The sequence below is a fragment of the Salmonella sp. 2020_1395 genome, assembly GCF_043848115.1.
GTDB classification, from domain to species: domain Bacteria; phylum Pseudomonadota; class Gammaproteobacteria; order Enterobacterales; family Enterobacteriaceae; genus Salmonella; species Salmonella enterica.
In genome coordinates, this window is record NZ_JBCMFH010000009.1 from 18909 (window position 1) to 35885 (window position 16977).

Annotated in this window: 13 protein-coding genes; 4 read left to right on the forward strand and 9 right to left on the reverse strand. The window is 54.6% G+C overall.

Going from position 1 to position 16977, the window contains the following annotated elements; translation table 11 throughout:
- Positions 1–198: 198 nt before the first annotated feature.
- Entirely contained in the window at positions 199–1617 is a 1419-nt protein-coding gene (gene gltD, locus ACH0WD_RS15815; protein WP_000081637.1) for a glutamate synthase subunit GltD, read from the reverse strand.
- Between the two features lie 9 nt (positions 1618–1626).
- Positions 1627–6087: a glutamate synthase large subunit gene (gltB, locus tag ACH0WD_RS15820; RefSeq protein WP_000965028.1), complete on the reverse strand. Its 4461-nt coding sequence runs from the start codon at positions 6085–6087 to the stop codon at positions 1627–1629.
- Positions 6088–6758: 671 nt separating this feature from the next.
- On the opposite strand from gltB, the gene ACH0WD_RS15825 reads away from it, so the two are divergent.
- From ACH0WD_RS15825 to mtgA, 4 genes are all read left to right on the forward strand, one after another.
- On the forward strand, positions 6759–7688 hold the full coding sequence (locus ACH0WD_RS15825; protein ID WP_001176887.1) for a TIGR01212 family radical SAM protein: 930 nt from the start codon (positions 6759–6761) through the stop codon (positions 7686–7688).
- A 93-nt stretch (positions 7689–7781) separates the two neighbouring features.
- A complete protein-coding gene (arcB, locus tag ACH0WD_RS15830) occupies positions 7782–10118 on the forward strand; it encodes an aerobic respiration two-component sensor histidine kinase ArcB (RefSeq protein WP_000809820.1) in 2337 nt (778 codons plus the stop codon).
- Between the two features lie 226 nt (positions 10119–10344).
- Complete coding sequence (elbB, locus tag ACH0WD_RS15835) at positions 10345–10998, forward strand: isoprenoid biosynthesis glyoxalase ElbB (protein WP_000719811.1); 654 nt, start codon at positions 10345–10347, stop codon at positions 10996–10998.
- A complete protein-coding gene (gene mtgA, locus ACH0WD_RS15840) occupies positions 10995–11723 on the forward strand; it encodes a monofunctional biosynthetic peptidoglycan transglycosylase (protein ID WP_000044645.1) in 729 nt (242 codons plus the stop codon). Before elbB ends, mtgA begins: the two co-directional genes overlap by 4 nt.
- Before the next feature lie 74 nt (positions 11724–11797).
- Here the strand turns inward: mtgA and yrbL are convergent, their stop codons facing one another.
- From yrbL to lptB, 7 genes are all read right to left on the reverse strand, one after another.
- A complete protein-coding gene (gene yrbL / locus ACH0WD_RS15845; RefSeq protein ID WP_000576796.1) occupies positions 11798–12430 on the reverse strand; it encodes a PhoP regulatory network protein YrbL in 633 nt (210 codons plus the stop codon).
- A 248-nt stretch (positions 12431–12678) separates the two neighbouring features.
- Positions 12679–12951, reverse strand: coding sequence for a PTS phosphocarrier protein NPr (gene npr / locus ACH0WD_RS15850; RefSeq protein ID WP_000216797.1), 273 nt, complete (start codon positions 12949–12951; stop codon positions 12679–12681).
- A complete protein-coding gene (rapZ, locus tag ACH0WD_RS15855; RefSeq protein WP_000243749.1) occupies positions 12948–13802 on the reverse strand; it encodes an RNase adapter RapZ in 855 nt (284 codons plus the stop codon). Before rapZ ends, npr begins: the two co-directional genes overlap by 4 nt.
- A 45-nt stretch (positions 13803–13847) precedes the next feature.
- Positions 13848–14339 (reverse strand): PTS IIA-like nitrogen regulatory protein PtsN, encoded by a 492-nt coding sequence (gene ptsN / locus ACH0WD_RS15860; protein WP_000609332.1) that lies wholly within the window; start codon positions 14337–14339, stop codon positions 13848–13850.
- Positions 14340–14456: 117 nt separating this feature from the next.
- On the reverse strand, positions 14457–14744 hold the full coding sequence (gene hpf, locus ACH0WD_RS15865) for a ribosome hibernation promoting factor (protein ID WP_001176589.1): 288 nt from the start codon (positions 14742–14744) through the stop codon (positions 14457–14459).
- 22 nt (positions 14745–14766) lie between these two features.
- Positions 14767–16200, reverse strand: a complete 1434-nt coding sequence (rpoN, locus tag ACH0WD_RS15870) for an RNA polymerase factor sigma-54 (protein ID WP_000809020.1) — start codon at positions 16198–16200, stop codon at positions 14767–14769.
- Positions 16201–16247: 47 nt separating this feature from the next.
- Positions 16248–16973 carry an LPS export ABC transporter ATP-binding protein gene (gene lptB / locus ACH0WD_RS15875; RefSeq protein WP_000224104.1) on the reverse strand — a complete coding sequence of 242 codons (726 nt, stop codon included), beginning with the start codon at positions 16971–16973 and terminating at the stop codon, positions 16248–16250.
- Positions 16974–16977 lie beyond the last annotated feature (4 nt).

Sequence of the window (16977 nt, forward strand, 5' to 3'; positions counted from 1 at the left end):
TACGTGATAGTTTCATTGTGAAATTAGAACGCTATCAATACGCTTCAGGCGTAAACGGATCAATCCATGAACGGATTTTACATGGCATTACATCTCGATTTACGAGCGGGTTTCCAGAATCGGCAGGAGAGATATTGAGGAGAGGAATATCGGCTCCCCAGCCATCAGCACAAGGCATCAACCGGGGAGCCGGAAGGGTTACACTTCGAGGTAGTTCATAATCCCGTCAGCCGCCTTACGGCCTTCGGCAATCGCCGTCACCACCAGATCGGAACCGCGCACGATGTCGCCACCGGCGAAGATTTTCGGGTTGCTGGTCTGGAAAGCATTATCGCTGCGTTCCGGCGCGATAATTCGTCCCTGCGAGTCCAGTTCCACGCTGTGTTTCGCCAGCCATTCCATGCTGTGTGGACGAAAACCAAACGCCATCACCACCGCATCAGCCGGAACCACATGCTCGGAACCGGCGACGATCTCCGCCCGTCGACGGCCTTGGGCATCCGGTTCGCCCATTTCAGTGCGCACCATTTTTACGCCGCTCACTTTGCCGTTGGCATTGACTTCAATGCCCAGCGGTTGAACGTTAAACTGAAACTCGACACCTTCCTCGCGCGCGTTTTTCACTTCGCGTCTGGAACCCGGCATGTTCTCTTCATCACGACGATAAGCACAGGTTACGTGCGTTGCGCCCTGGCGTATGGAAGTGCGTACGCAGTCCATTGCGGTATCGCCGCCGCCCAGCACCACCACGCGTTTGCCTTCCATGCTGACATATGGTTCGTCGCTGGTTTCGCCAAACCCCATGATCTGCTTCGTATTGGCGATCAGGAACGGCAGAGCGTCGAAAACCCCGTCCGCATCTTCATTTTCCAGCCCGCCGCGCATCGACTGATAGGTGCCGACGCCAAGGAATACCGCATCGTAATCTTTCAGCAGATCTTCAAGCTGTACATCACGACCCACTTCGGTATTAAGTTTGAACTCAATACCCATGCCGGTGAAGATCTCGCGACGACGGGTCATCACCTCTTTTTCCAGTTTGAAAGCTGGAATACCGAAGGTCAGCAGGCCGCCGATTTCCGGATGGCGATCAAAGACCACCGCCTTCACGCCGTTGCGGGTCAGCACGTCGGCGCACGCCAGCCCTGCCGGACCTGCGCCGATAATCGCTACCCGTTTGTCCGTCTGGCGCACGCCGGTCATATCCGGGCGCCAGCCCATTTCGAACGCTTTATCGTTGATATAGCGCTCAATGTTACCGATGGTCACTGCGCCGAACTCATCGTGCAGCGTACAGGAGCCTTCGCACAGGCGGTCCTGCGGGCAGACGCGGCCACACACTTCCGGCAGGGTGTTAGTCTGGTGCGATAGCTCTGCCGCCTCAAAAATACGCCCTTCGTTAGCCAGTTTCAGCCAGTTCGGGATGTAGTTATGTACCGGACATTTCCACTCGCAGTAGGGATTCCCGCAGGACAAACAGCGATCCGCCTGGGCTTTCGCCTGACCTTCAGAAAACGGTTCGTAGATTTCAACAAACTCGATCTTACGGATCTTCAGCGGTTTCTTCGGCGGATCAACGCGCTGCAGGTCGATAAATTGATAAACATTCTGGCTCATTTCAATTCCTTACTGCGCCTGCACGCGCAATTCTGCCGCACTACGACTACGGTGGCCCAACAGGGCTTTGACATCGCTGGACTTGGGCTTCACTAACGCGAATTGGGTTGAGAAGCTTGACCACCTGGACAGGATCTCTTCGCCGCGTTGCGAACCAGTATGCTGTACGTGCTCGGTGATCAGGCCGCGCAGATGCTCTTCGTGGATAGCCAGCGAATCAACGTCCAGTACTTCTACCAGTTCCGGGTTCACGCGTTTACGGAATTCGCCATCTTCGTCCAGCACATAGGCGAAGCCGCCGGTCATCCCCGCGCCGAAGTTAACGCCGGTTTTACCCAGCACGCAGACGATGCCGCCGGTCATGTATTCACAGCCGTTGTCGCCGATGCCCTCTACTACGGTAATCGCCCCGGAGTTACGCACGCCGAAACGTTCGCCCGCGCGGCCCGCCGCGTACAGACGGCCACCGGTGGCTCCATACAGGCAGGTGTTGCCGATAATGCTGGCTTTATGACTGAGGAAGGCGGAACCTACCGGTGGTCTGATGGCGATCAAACCGCCTGCCATACCTTTACCGACATAGTCGTTGGCATCGCCAGTCAGATATAACTCTACGCCGCCCGCGTTCCACACGCCAAAGCTCTGGCCTGCGGTACCGCTGAAGTGCGCTTTAATCGGATCGGAAGCCAGCCCCTGATCGCCGTGGGTCTGTGCGATGTAGCCGGAAAGCGACGCGCCGACGGAACGATCGGTGTTGCGGATGTCGAACCAGAAGGTTTTGCTCTGGCGCGCATCGACAAACGGCTTCGCCTGCTGCAACAGTTGCGCATTCAGCACGCCGTTATCAAACGGCGGGTTATTCTCGGTGCAGTACAGCGCTTTACCCGGATGAGGTTCAGCGGTTTCCAGTAGACGAGACAGCGCCAGCTTCTGCTGTTTAGCGGTGAAGCCCTCCAGCTCTTTCAGCAGGTCGGTGCGGCCAATCAAATCCACCAGGCGGGTCACGCCAAGCGAAGCCACCAGCTCGCGCACTTCGCGGGCGATAAATTCAAAGTAGTTGGTCACTTTGAACGGCAGGCCGTGATAGTGGTTCTTACGCAGTTTTTCATCCTGCGTCGCCACGCCGGTTGCGCAGTTGTTCAGATGGCAAATGCGCAGGTATTTACAGCCCAGCGCCACCATCGGGCCGGTGCCGAAGCCGAAACTTTCCGCACCGAGAATCGCCGCTTTAATGATGTCGACGCCGGTTTTCAGACCGCCGTCCACCTGCAAACGAATCTTGTGACGCAGACCGTTGGCGACCAGCGCCTGCTGGGTTTCAACAAGTCCGAGTTCCCACGGACAGCCCGCATATTTCACCGAAGAGAGCGGGCTGGCGCCGGTACCGCCGTCGTAGCCGGCGATGGTGATCAGATCCGCATAGGCTTTCGCCACGCCGGTCGCGATGGTGCCGACGCCCGGTTCGGACACCAGCTTCACGGAGATCATCGCCTTCGGGTTGACCTGCTTGAGATCGAAAATGAGCTGCGCTAAGTCCTCGATAGAGTAGATATCGTGGTGCGGCGGCGGGGAGATCAGCGTCACGCCCGGCACTGAATAACGCAGTTTAGCGATATACGGAGTGACTTTATCCCCCGGTAACTGACCGCCTTCGCCCGGTTTCGCGCCCTGCGCGACTTTAATCTGAATCACATCGGCATTGACCAGGTAGGCCGGCGTCACGCCAAAGCGACCGGAGGCCACCTGTTTGATACGCGACACTTTATTGGTGCCGTAGCGCGCCGGGTCTTCGCCGCCTTCGCCGGAGTTGGAGTTGCCGCCGAGGCTGTTCATCGCTTCCGCCAGCGCTTCGTGCGCTTCCGGACTTAATGCGCCGATAGACATGGCTGCGGTATCAAAGCGTTTAAACAGCTCACTGGCGGGCTCAACCTCGTCGATAGTCACCGCCTCGCCGTCTGGATGTATCGCCAGCAGATCGCGCAGCGTTGCCGCCGGACGCTCATTGACCAGTTTGGCGTATTCCTGATAATCGCTGTACTCGCCGCTCTGTACCGCCTGTTGCAGGGTACGCACGACATCCGGGTTATAGGCGTGATATTCGCCGCCGTGGACGTACTTCAGCAGGCCGCCCGGGCTAATGGGTTTGCGCGCCAGCCAGGCGCGTTTGGAGAGATTCAGCAGATCCTGCTGGAAGTCATCAAAGCTCGCGCCGCCGATACGGCTGACCACGCCCTGGAAGCACAGGTTTACCACATCATCGTGCAGTCCGACCGCTTCAAACAGTTTGGAGCAGCGGTAAGAGGCAATGGTCGAAATGCCCATTTTGGACATAATCTTGTACAGCCCCTTGTTGATGCCGTTACGGTAGTTCTGCATCACGGTACGGTAGTTTTTGGCGATGGCTTGGGTATCAATCAGACGCCCCAGCGTTTCGTAGGCCAGGTACGGATAGATAGCCGTTGCGCCAAAGCCGAGCAGTACCGCAAAGTGATGCGGATCGCGGGCGCTTCCGGTTTCTACGATGATGTTGGCGTCGCAGCGCAGGCTTTGTTCCACCAGACGCGTTTGCACCGCGCCCACCGCCATCGGCGCGGGCACCGGCAGGCGATTCTTACCGATATTGCGATCCGAGAGGACCAGCAACACGGTGCCGTTACGCACCATCTGTTCCGCTTCATCGCACAGCGCCTTAACCGTCGCGTCCAGTGTGGTTTCGGTGACATCAAAGGTAATGTCAAGCCAGTCGGCGCGGTAGTGATGCTCGCTCATGGTAGTGAGCTGTTTGAAATCGGAGTACAGCAGAATTGGCGATTTAAAACTCAGGCGATGGGCCTGACCTTCCGCTTCGCAGAAGACGTTCATTTCGCGGCCGATGCTGGTGGCGAGCGACATGACGTGCGCTTCACGCAGCGGGTCGATAGGCGGGTTAGTGACCTGCGCGAACTGCTGGCGGAAGTAGTCGTAAATAATACGCGGCTGGCTGGAGAGCACGGCAAAGGGGGTATCGTCGCCCATTGAACCGACGGCTTCCTGGCCGTTTTCGCCCAACACGCGGATAACCGAGTCCAGCTCTTCGGCGCTGTAGTTAAACTGTTTTTGATAGCTGGCGAGCAGGTCATCGTCCAGTTCGCGGCTACCGACTTCTTCATCAGGCAGCTCTTCAAACGGCACCAGGCGGCGGACGTTTTTCTCCATCCACTCTTTATATGGATGGCGGCTTTTCAGATCGTCATCGGTTTCCGCGGAATGCAGAATACGTCCGCTGCGGGTGTCGATCACCATCAGCTCGCCTGGGCCGACGCGGCCTTTCTCGACCACTTCATCCGGCTGATAGTCCCAGATACCGACTTCGGAGGCGCAGGTGATCAGCTTGTCTTTGGTAATGACATAGCGTGCCGGGCGCAGGCCGTTACGGTCAAGGTTACAGGCGGCGAAGCGCCCGTCGGACATCACGATGCCTGCCGGCCCGTCCCACGGCTCCATATGCATGGAGTTAAAGTCAAAGAAGGCGCGCAGATCCTGGTCCATATCGGGGTTGTTCTGCCAGGCGGGCGGCACCAACAGGCGCATGGCGCGGATAATGTCCATCCCGCCTGCCAGCAGCAGTTCCAGCATGTTGTCCAGCGAGCTGGAATCCGAACCGGTTTCGTTAACAAACGGCGCAGCGGACTGTAAATCCGGGATCAGCGGCGTCTGGAATTTATAGGTACGGGCGCGCGCCCACTGGCGGTTGCCGGTGATGGTGTTAATCTCGCCGTTATGCGCCAGGTAGCGGAACGGCTGCGCCAGCGGCCAACGCGGCACGGTGTTAGTGGAAAAGCGCTGGTGGAACAGGCAGATGGCCGATTCCAGACGCAGATCCGCAAGATCCAGGTAGAAGCGCGGCAGATCCGCCGGCATACATAGACCTTTATAAATGTTGACCAGGTTCGACAGGCTGCATACGTAGAAATCTTTGTCGTCCTGCAGACGTTTTTCAATGCGTCGGCGGGCGATAAACAGACGGCGCTCCATATCGCGCGGACGCCAGCCCGCCGGAGCGTTGACAAAAATCTGCTCAATACGCGGCAGGGAGGAGAGGGCGATTTCACCGAGCACGCCTTCATTGGTTGGCACATCGCGCCAGCCGACAATCGACAGGGTTTCCTGCTGTAATTCTTCTTCGACAATATGGCGTGACGCGGCGGCCAGTTCAGGATCTTTATTCAAAAAGATCATCCCGACGGCGTAGTTTTTGGCTAAGCGCCAGCCGCGCTCTTCGGCCACGATGCGAAAGAAACGGTCTGGTTTTTGTAACAGCAAGCCGCAACCGTCGCCGGTTTTACCGTCGGCAAGGATCGCGCCACGGTGCTGCATCCGGGCCAGCGCGTGTATGGCGGTACGCACTACCTTGTGGCTAGGTTCGCCTTCTATGTGGGCGATCAGGCCGAAACCACAGTTATCCTTCTCAAGGGATTTATCGTACAACATATCAGTGAACCTCCCCAGGCTCTACGGGACGCTCTCCCAACCGACGGCGCGCGGGCACAGCAAGAGCATGGCGACGGGGCTGGCGCATCATACGCTTACCTCGCATTCGCCCTCTTTGTGTCCTTTGCGCATTGGTAAATACGGTTAAGAGGGAATCTCAATTACTGCATAAATATGATGAGCAGACGGCTCATCCAGAAAGCTTCCAGCGGATCCCCAACTTATCGGGAATCCACACCCAGGTCAAATGGCAAACTGATTTATGCAAAAGTGTGCTGTAGCACAGATAACTTTTTGAATATGTTGAAATTAAAAGGTTTTTTATAGAAGGGCTGCTAATACGGAGCGGCAGAAAGCCTGTGATCTGTCTCACTATAAGAGCCGCTCGCCAGGCATTATCTGACCTTGCTTTTTCAAAAATCTTGGCATTTTATGCTGTTTTAAGCGTGAGCAGTATTGAATGCTACTGTTTTTATCGATGACCCAGCAAACGCTGAAAAAAGAGGGGAATATCAGGAAAAATCATCAGCGGGATTATGAATGAAATATCGTTTATTTTGCTTGATTATGCAATGGATAAAAGCCTTCCGGGACGATTGATCCAGGTCATCGCCAAAGGAGACTAAAAATGGCAGGCTTTGGCCTCTTTTTAAGAGGCGGTCTATCAGATTATGCAGTTACAGAAATTAGTCAATATGTTTGGTGGGGATCTTTTACGTCGGTATGGGCAAAAGGTTCATAAGCTGACGCTTCATGGCGGTTTTAGCTGCCCTAATCGCGACGGCACCATCGGGCGTGGCGGTTGCACCTTCTGTAATGTCGCCTCTTTTGCCGATGAGGCGCAGCAGCATCATTCGATTGCCGAGCAGCTTGCGCATCAGGCGCATCTGGTGAACCGCGCTAAACGCTATCTGGCCTATTTCCAGGCCTACACCAGCACCTTTGCGGAAGTGCAGGTGCTGCGTTCCATGTATCAACAGGCGGTCAGCCAGGCCAGTATCGTCGGGTTATGCGTCGGTACGCGTCCGGATTGCGTCCCGCAGGCAGTAGTAGATTTACTGTGTGAATATAAAGATCAAGGCTACGAGGTGTGGCTGGAACTGGGATTGCAAACCGCGCACGATAAAACCCTGCGCCGAATTAACCGCGGGCATGACTTCGCCTGCTATCAGCGTACCACCCGGATTGCCCGGGAGCGCGGGCTGAAAGTGTGCGCGCATCTGATTGTGGGGCTGCCAGGCGAAGGGCAGGCAGAATGCCTGCAAACCATGGAGCGTGTGGTGGAGACGGGCGTTGACGGTATTAAACTGCATCCGCTGCATATTGTGAAAGGCAGTACGATGGCCAAAGCCTGGGAAGCGGGGCGGCTGAACGGCATCGAACTGGACGACTACACGCTAACGGCAGGTGAGATGATTCGTCATACGCCGCCGGAGGTAATTTATCACCGAATTTCAGCCAGCGCTCGCCGTCCGACGCTGCTTGCCCCGCTGTGGTGCGAGAATCGCTGGACGGGGATGGTTGAGCTGGACAAATACCTGAATGAGCATGGCGTACAGGGCTCTGCGCTGGCCCGTCCCTGGATACCACCTGTAGCGTAGCGTGATGAGGGGCGCTACGCATATTTCGCACAATATTCAACGCGGTTCCCATAATTGGGTATTATGTGCGAAGTTGTGGTGAAGGAATCCTCTATGAAGCAAATTCGTATGCTGGCGCAATACTATGTCGACCTGATGATGAAATTGGGTCTGGTGCGCTTTTCCATGCTCCTGGCGTTGGCATTGGTGGTGCTGGCGATTGTCGTGCAGATGGCGGTGACCATGGTGCTGCATGGTCAGGTTGAAAGTATCGACGTCATTCGCTCCATCTTTTTTGGCCTGTTAATTACGCCCTGGGCGGTCTATTTCTTATCCGTTGTTGTTGAACAACTGGAAGAGTCAAGGCAGCGACTGTCGCGTCTGGTGCAAAAGCTGGAGGAGATGCGCGAGCGCGATCTCAAGCTTAACGTACAGTTGAAGGACAATATTGCCCAGCTTAATCAGGAAATTGCCGATCGCGAAAAAGCGGAAGCGGAGCTGCAAGAGACATTTGAACAGCTAAAAGTAGAAATTAAAGAGCGTGAAGAGGCGCAAATCCAGCTAGAACAGCAATCCTCTTTTCTGCGCTCCTTTCTGGACGCCTCGCCGGATTTGGTTTTTTATCGTAATGAGGATAAAGAGTTTTCCGGCTGTAACCGCGCAATGGAATTGCTAACCGGCAAGAGCGAAAAACAGCTGGTGCATTTGAAGCCGGAAGATGTGTACTCTCCCGAAGCGGCGGAGAAAGTCATTGAAACCGATGAAAAAGTATTCCGCCATAACGTCTCCCTGACCTACGAACAGTGGCTGGATTACCCGGACGGACGAAAGGCCTGCTTTGAAATTCGTAAAGTGCCTTATTACGACCGTGTCGGTAAACGTCATGGCCTGATGGGATTTGGTCGTGATATTACCGAACGTAAGCGTTATCAGGACGCGCTGGAGCGCGCCAGCCGCGACAAGACCACGTTTATCTCTACCATCAGTCATGAGCTGCGCACCCCGCTTAACGGCATCGTCGGTTTAAGCCGCATCCTGCTGGATACCGATCTCACCGCCGAACAGGAAAAATACCTTAAAACAATCCATGTCTCCGCCGTGACGTTAGGCAATATTTTCAATGACATCATTGATATGGATAAGATGGAGCGGCGTAAGGTTCAGCTTGATAACCAACCGGTTGATTTCACCAGCTTTATGGCCGATCTGGAAAACCTTTCCGGTTTGCAGGCGCAGCAAAAAGGGCTACGTTTTGTGCTTGAGCCGACGCTGCCGCTGCCGCACAAAGTCATTACCGACGGAACGCGTCTGCGCCAGATTTTATGGAATTTGATCAGCAATGCGGTGAAATTTACTCAGCAGGGCCAGGTGACGGTGCGGGCGCGCTATGATGAAGGCGACATGCTGCACTTTGAAGTGGAAGATTCCGGGATCGGCATTCCGCAGGATGAGCAGGATAAAATTTTCGCCATGTATTATCAGGTGAAAGACAGTAACGGCGGTAAACCGGCGACGGGTACCGGTATCGGGCTGGCGGTCTCCCGTCGGCTGGCGAAAAATATGGGCGGCGATATTACCGTTTCCAGTCTGCCGGGCAAAGGATCGACCTTTACGCTAACGGTTCATGCGCCAGCGGTGGCGGAAGAGGTGGAGGACGCCTTTGATGAAGACGACATGCCGCTGCCGGCGCTGCATGTTCTGCTGGTCGAAGATATTGAACTGAACGTGATCGTAGCGCGTTCGGTACTGGAAAAACTGGGTAACAGCGTGGATGTCGCGATGACCGGCAAGGCGGCGCTGGAGATGTTCGCGCCAGGCGAATATGACCTGGTCTTACTGGATATTCAGCTACCGGATATGACGGGTCTGGATATTGCCAGAGAACTGACCCGTCGCCACACGCGGGAAGATTTACCGCCGCTGGTAGCGCTTACGGCTAACGTTCTGAAAGATAAAAAAGAGTATCTGGACGCTGGTATGGACGATGTGCTGAGTAAGCCGCTGTCGGTGCCAGCCTTAACCGCGATGATTAAAAAATTCTGGGATGCCACCGATAAAGAGGAGAGTACCGTGACGCCTGAAGAGAGCGATAAAGCGCAAGCGCTGCTGGATATCCCGATGCTGGAACAATACATCGAGTTGGTTGGGCCTAAATTGATCACCGACGGCCTCGCGGTGTTTGAAAAAATGATGCCTGGCTATTTAAGCGTGCTGGAGTCCAATCTGACGGCGCGTGACAAAAAAGGCGTCGTTGAGGAAGGGCATAAGATTAAAGGCGCCGCCGGTTCGGTAGGGCTGCGTCATCTGCAACAACTTGGCCAGCAAATCCAGTCGCCGGATCTTCCCGCCTGGGAAGATAATGTCGCGGAATGGATTGAAGAGATGAAGCAGGAGTGGCAGCACGATGTCGCGGTGCTGAAAGCCTGGGTGGCAAACGCGGAAAAAAAATGACCCCGGTTTGACCGGGGTGCGCGAATACTGCGCCAACACCAGGGAAATCGTGGCTGCGCCGTGCTTATTATGATGATGTCAAAGGCGCAGTCCTGTTTTCAGGCCGCACGCAGTTAAGATAGCAAATCCTAAATGATTTGTTACATGAATCATTTAAATGTGTGAAGCATAGCATTTTAATCAAAATTATTAATGGGCTTGAGTCGGTTGCAGGAGGATGTTCACCATGAAAAAAATTGGCGTAGTGCTCAGCGGATGCGGCGTCTATGACGGCGCCGAAATTCATGAGGCCGTTCTGACGCTGTTGGCCATTGCCCGCAGCGGCGCGCAGGCTGTCTGCTTCGCGCCGGATAAACCACAAGCGGATGTTATTAATCACCTGACCGGCGAAGCGATGGCGGAAACGCGTAACGTCCTGATTGAGGCGGCGCGTATTACGCGGGGCGATATTCGTCCCCTGTCCCAGGCTCAGCCAGAGGAGCTGGATGCGCTCATTGTGCCTGGTGGTTTCGGCGCGGCGAAGAACCTGAGTAATTTCGCCAGCCAGGGGAGCGAATGCCGGGTGGATAGCGATGTCGTCGCGCTGGCGAAGGCCATGCACCAGTCCGGCAAGCCGCTGGGATTCATCTGTATCGCGCCCGCAATGTTGCCGAAGATCTTTGACTTCCCGCTACGTCTGACAATAGGGACGGATATTGATACCGCTGAAGTACTTGAAGAGATGGGGGCCGAACACGTACCTTGCCCGGTTGATGATATCGTTGTGGACGAGGATAACAAGGTCGTGACCACCCCTGCCTATATGCTGGCGCAGGATATCGCCCAGGCGGCAAGCGGCATTGATAAATTAGTGTCGCGCGTGCTGGTTCTGGCGGAATGAGCAAACGACGCATCGCGCCGTTAACGTTTTTGCGCCGTCTACTTTTACGTATCCTTGCTGCGCTCGCCGTCTTTTGGGGCGGCGGCATTGCGCTGTTTAGCGTGGTTCCGGTGCCTTTTTCGGCGGTGATGGCGGAACGGCAGATTAGCGCCTGGCTCGGCGGAGAGTTCGGTTATGTGGCGCATTCTGACTGGGTCAGTATGGCGGATATCTCGCCGTGGATGGGGCTGGCGGTAATTGCGGCGGAAGACCAGAAGTTCCCTGAGCACTGGGGCTTTGATGTTCCGGCGATTGAAAAAGCGCTGGCGCATAATGAGCGGAATGAGAGCCGTATTCGCGGCGCCTCTACGCTTTCGCAGCAAACGGCGAAAAATCTCTTTTTATGGGATGGACGCAGTTGGTTGCGCAAAGGTCTGGAGGCTGGGCTAACGCTGGGCATTGAAACTGTCTGGAGCAAAAAGCGCATTCTCACGGTTTATCTGAATATCGCGGAGTTTGGCGATGGTATTTTTGGCGTGGAGGCTGCGGCACAACGGTATTTTCATAAACCCGCCAGCCGCTTAAATATGTCCGAAGCCGCGTTACTGGCGGCGGTATTGCCAAATCCGTTACGCTATAAGGCGAATGCGCCTTCCGGCTATGTGCGTAGCCGGCAGGCGTGGATTATGCGCCAGATGCGCCAACTGGGCGGGGAATCTTTTATGACGCGCAACCAGCTTAATTAATTTTGCCGATTAGCGGCGCGAACGCCTTATCCGGCCTGCGATCTGTGTCGTCCAGGCCTGATAAGCACAGGTCATTAAGCTTCGTGAGAAGTAAGCGCCAGCCGTTTCTTGTCTTTTGGCTGCGCATCCCTCTCCAGGGCAACGGTCAGCGCAGGCTGGGCGATAAACCGCTGCCACACTCTCTCCAGTTTGCGTTCACAGCACCATGTTGACCAGGTTGCCAGCGGGATAAAGGTACTTTCCCCCAGATTGTCGCAAACCACCGGAACCACTTCTGACTCGCTGATACGCTGGCACAGGATGTTTTGCGGCTTCAGCGACATCGTCACAATATGGTTATCCAGCAGGTAACGTTTCAGTTTTTTCAGTAGCCGCCGCAGGACAGCGACATCCTCTTCATAACGACATTGCGCGGCGAACTCGGTCAGGGTAATAGAGGGCGCGCCGTTGAAATCGGTAATCATGTCGTAGACATAGCCAGTGCCGCAATCGGTTTCTACCGTGCCGTAATAACGGGGGATAGCGCTCCAGTCTGTCAGGTAGCGAGACAGATGCGCATAGTAGCTCAGTTCACGCCGAATCTCTTTATCACCGCCGTGGTCACGGTTGTAAATGACTTTTATGCAACGCCGGGCATTATCCGGATGCGTATAGCATTTACGATGTCGACCGGCGCCCAGCGGAGTCTGTTCGGATAAGAAGATCATGGCAAGTCCTGGAAAAATTTATTCACATAAATTTAGTATGGACAAAGAACTTAAACAAAACCTAAACGAAATTTTTTAAGGTTTTCTTAATGTTTTTATGCATAGGTAAAGCGCACGAAATGTACAAATCTTACGAAAGGGTGGGGCTGCGGGACAAGTGGCAGGCAGGCGTAACACGCCCGGTTTTGGGGTGACTGTCATCAAATACCGGGACGGCGTTGGGGGAAATAGAGTATAGAGGGGGAGGTTTAGTCTTCGTCAAAGCCGGAATTGAACAGCGCGATAACCGCCGCCAGCGCTTCAACTTCTTGCGGGCCGGTGGCTTCAATTTCGATCTGACGCCCCTTGGCGGAGTCGAGCATTAACAGAGCGATGACGCTGTTCGCTTCCGCTTCAGTGCCTTCGTCATTGCGTAATAGCACCTCGGCGTCAAACCCCTGCATCAGTTCGAAAAGCTTCATGGCAGGCCGGGCATGCATGCCCAGCTTATTGGTGACTTCAACAGTTTGCTTTACGGTCATGTTTTGCGTTTTTCCAGCGTGCGATGGCGAGACTGGACATTTTTACCGCGCGAGCGGAAGTAGTCTGCCAGCTGTTCTGCAATATACACCGAACGGTGTTTCCCGCCGGTACAACCGATAGCGACGGTAAGGTAGCTGCGGTTGTTGGTCTCCAGCATCGGTAACCATAGCTCAAGATAGCTGCGAGTCTGATAGATAAAATTGTGAACTTCTGTGTGTCGGTCAAGAAACGCGGCTACCGGCTTATCAAGCCCGGTCATGGGGCGCAGTTTTGGGTCCCAGTGCGGGTTGGGCAGAAAGCGGACATCGAACACATAGTCCGCATCAATCGGGATACCATGTTTAAAGCCGAAGGACTCAAATACCATCGTCAGTTCACGCTCGCGTTTGCCCAACAGCCGGGTACGCAGCATCTCCGCCAGCTCATGGACGGACATTTCTGAAGTGTCGACGATCAGATCCGCACGTGAGCGTAACGGCTCCAGCAAGTCACTCTCTTTATCGATCGCACTCTCTAAAGAAAGATTTTTGCTGGAAAGCGGATGCAAACGGCGCGTGTCGCTGTAGCGGCGAATCAAGGTATTGCGGTCGGCATCAAGAAACAGCAATTGCGGCGAGAAAGCGCCAGGCAGATTATTCATCGCCTGTTCAAAAATCTCAGGTGATTCAGGCATATTGCGCACATCAATGCTGACGGCGGCGGAAATCTGGCGATCGGCCAGCGTTCGCGCCAGATCGGGCAACAGCACGACGGGGAGGTTATCCACGCAGTAAAATCCCATATCTTCCAGCGCGCGCAGAGCGACAGATTTACCTGATCCGGAACGCCCGCTGACGATCATCAGTACCATGTACCGTTTCTCCTCACAACGACAGAAATAAATGCCATTGAGTTGTTATGCCTCATTCTGCTCACCTTCGGTGTCAGTAATGATTTGATACAGCTCTTCATCATTCAGCGCCGCGCGCAGGCGGCGGCAGATCGTTTTATCCGCCAGACGTTTCGCCACCAGCGACAGCGTGTGCAGATGCGTTTTAGTTTGATCGGCGGGCACCAGCAGGGCGAAGAGGAGATCGACCGGCTGGTTATCGATGGCGTCGAACGCGATTGGCGTTTCGAGCTGAACGAACACGCCGACGGCGCGTAAGGTATCTTCTTCCAGTTTCCCGTGCGGGATGGCGATACCATTACCAATACCGGTACTGCCCATTTTTTCGCGTGTCAGAATGGCTTCAAACACGACCTGAGGAGGTAAACTGAGCTGTTTTGCCGCCAGTTCGCTGATGATTTCCAGCGCGCGTTTCTTACTCTGACAATGAACGCCGCTACGCGTACACTCCTGGTTAAGTACACTGCTCAGTTGTAGAGTCGTATCGTTATTTATCATAATTTCACCTAAGAACCTGTCCTGTCAGGTTGATGGCCAGGTTCGGAGCGCTAACTGTACAAATGGCCCGTTGTGTCACACAACAGGCCGTCCTGCACTGGCTAACTGCCCGGACAATTAGTGTTGTTTCAGTTTATCTTTATGCCTGGTTAACTGCCTTGCCAGTTTATCAATCAAGCCGTCAATGGCGGCATACATATCCTGGCCTTCCGCGCTGGCGTGAATTTCGCCGCCGTTAACGTGTAGCGTCGCATCCGAGATATGCGTGACCTTCTCCACTTTCAACACCACGTATACCTGATTAATCCGCTCAAAATACTGTTCAAGTTTGGCGAATTTTGTCGTCACAAATTCACGCAGGGCTTCAGTAATTTCGACATTATGTCCGGTGATATTGAGCTGCATAGTGTCTTCCTTATCGGTTGGGTCAAACCAGCTGTTTGCGTTGGTTTGACGGCGGAATGGATAAAGACTCTCGGTACTTCGCAACAGTGCGGCGCGCCACCATGATACCTTGTTCTGACAGCAGAGAGGTTAACTTGCTGTCGCTCAGTGGTTTCGCGGGGTTTTCCGCCGCAATTAACTTCTTCACCAGCGCGCGAATCGCGGTGGAAGAGGCTTCGCCTCCGCCTTCGGTATTGACGTGGCTGGAAAAGAAATATTTGAGTTCAAAAATACCGCGCGGGCTGTGCAAATACTTCTGCGTGGTCACGCGGGATATAGTGGATTCGTGCATCTCGACGGCCTGGGCGATATCCGCCAGTACCATCGGTTTCATATATTCTTCGCCCTGTTCAAAAAAGGCTTGCTGTTGCTCGACGATGCAGCGACTGACGCGCAGCAGCGTGTCGTTGCGGCTTTCAAGGCTTTTTATCAGCCACTTCGCATCCTGTAAATTACTGCGGATGAACTGGCTGTCGGCATCGTTGCGCGCGCTATTGCACATGGCGGCATAGTGCTGGTTAATCTGTAAACGGGGAATACTGTCGCTATTAAGCTCCACCGTCCAGCGACCGTTATGCTTGCGTACCAGCACATCCGGGATAACGTACTCCGGCTCGCCGGTCTGGATCGATTGACCGGGTCTGGGATCGAGCGACTGAATCAGGTTTACCGCCTCTTTCAGCACCTCTTCTTTCAGTCGGGTAACGCGCATCAACGTGCGGAAATCGTGGTTGGCCAGCAGATCAAGATGATCGCAGATAATAAGCCGCGCCTCTTCCAGCCACGGCGTGGATTTGTCGAATTGTGAAAGCTGGATCAGCAGACAGTCGCGAAGATCTTTTGCCGCGACGCCTACCGGATCAAAACGCTGAATGCGCTTCAGAACGGCTTCAACCTCATCGAGATCCACCTCTACATCGCCCATACTTTCGCGAATTTCGTCCAGGGATACGGTGAGATAACCGGTATCATCTACCGCGTCGACAATGGATGTCGCAATAGCGCGATCGGTGTCCGAGAAGGGCGTTAGCTCAACCTGCCACATCAGATAATCCTGCAACGACTGCGTCGTTTCGCCCTGATAGACGGGCAGCTCATCGTCGATATAATCGCCGCTGGGGCCGGACGGCGTCCCGGCGGTGTAAATTTCATCCCAACTGGCGTCAAGCGGCAGCTCTTCCGGCATCTCTTTTTGTTCGAGCGCGTCGGCGGTATCGAGAGGATCGTTATCCTGAGGTTGCTGAGTGTCGATTTCGTCATGAAGATCGGTTTGCTCAAGCAGCGGGTTATTTTCCAGCGCTTGCTGGAGTTCCTGCTGAAGTTCCAGCGTAGACAACTGCAACAGACGGATGGCCTGTTGTAGCTGAGGCGTCATCGCCAGTTGTTGGCTAAGCCTGAGTTGCAAACCTTGCTTCATATTCAGAGTCGTTTTCTCCCGCTAGAGCAGCATAGCCCTCTACCCTATCAGAGTCTGAAGTCTTCCCCAAGATATACACGCTTAACGTGTTCGTCTTGCAGGATTTCTGTCGGCGTACCGTGGGCAATAAGGTGGCCCTGGCTCACGATATAGGCGCGTTCACAGACTGCCAGCGTCTCACGGACGTTATGGTCGGTGATCAGCACGCCGAGCCCGCTATCGCGCAGATGCTCGATAATGCGTTTGATGTCGATAACGGAAATCGGGTCAACGCCGGCAAACGGTTCATCCAGCAGGATAAATTTGGGATTAGCGGCCAACGCGCGGGCTATTTCTACACGACGGCGTTCACCACCGGACAGCGCCTGTCCCATACTGTCGCGCAGATGCTCAATATGAAACTCTTCCATCAGCTCGTTGGCGCGGTCTTCTCGCTGTTCTGCGGTCAAATCGTCACGAATTTGCAGTACCGCCATCAGGTTATCAAATACGCTGAGACGGCGGAAAATAGAGGCTTCCTGCGGCAAATAGCCGATACCGCGGCGCGCGCGCGCGTGCAGCGGCAGCAGACTGATATCTTCATCATCGATGATGATATTGCCCGCGTCACGCGGCACGATACCGACGACCATATAAAAGGTGGTGGTTTTACCCGCGCCGTTTGGACCGAGCAGCCCGACAATCTCCCCGGAGTTAACGGTCAGACTGACATCTTCCACTACGCGACGGCCTTTATAGGCCTTCGCCAGATTCTTTGCAGTTAATGTTGCCATAACG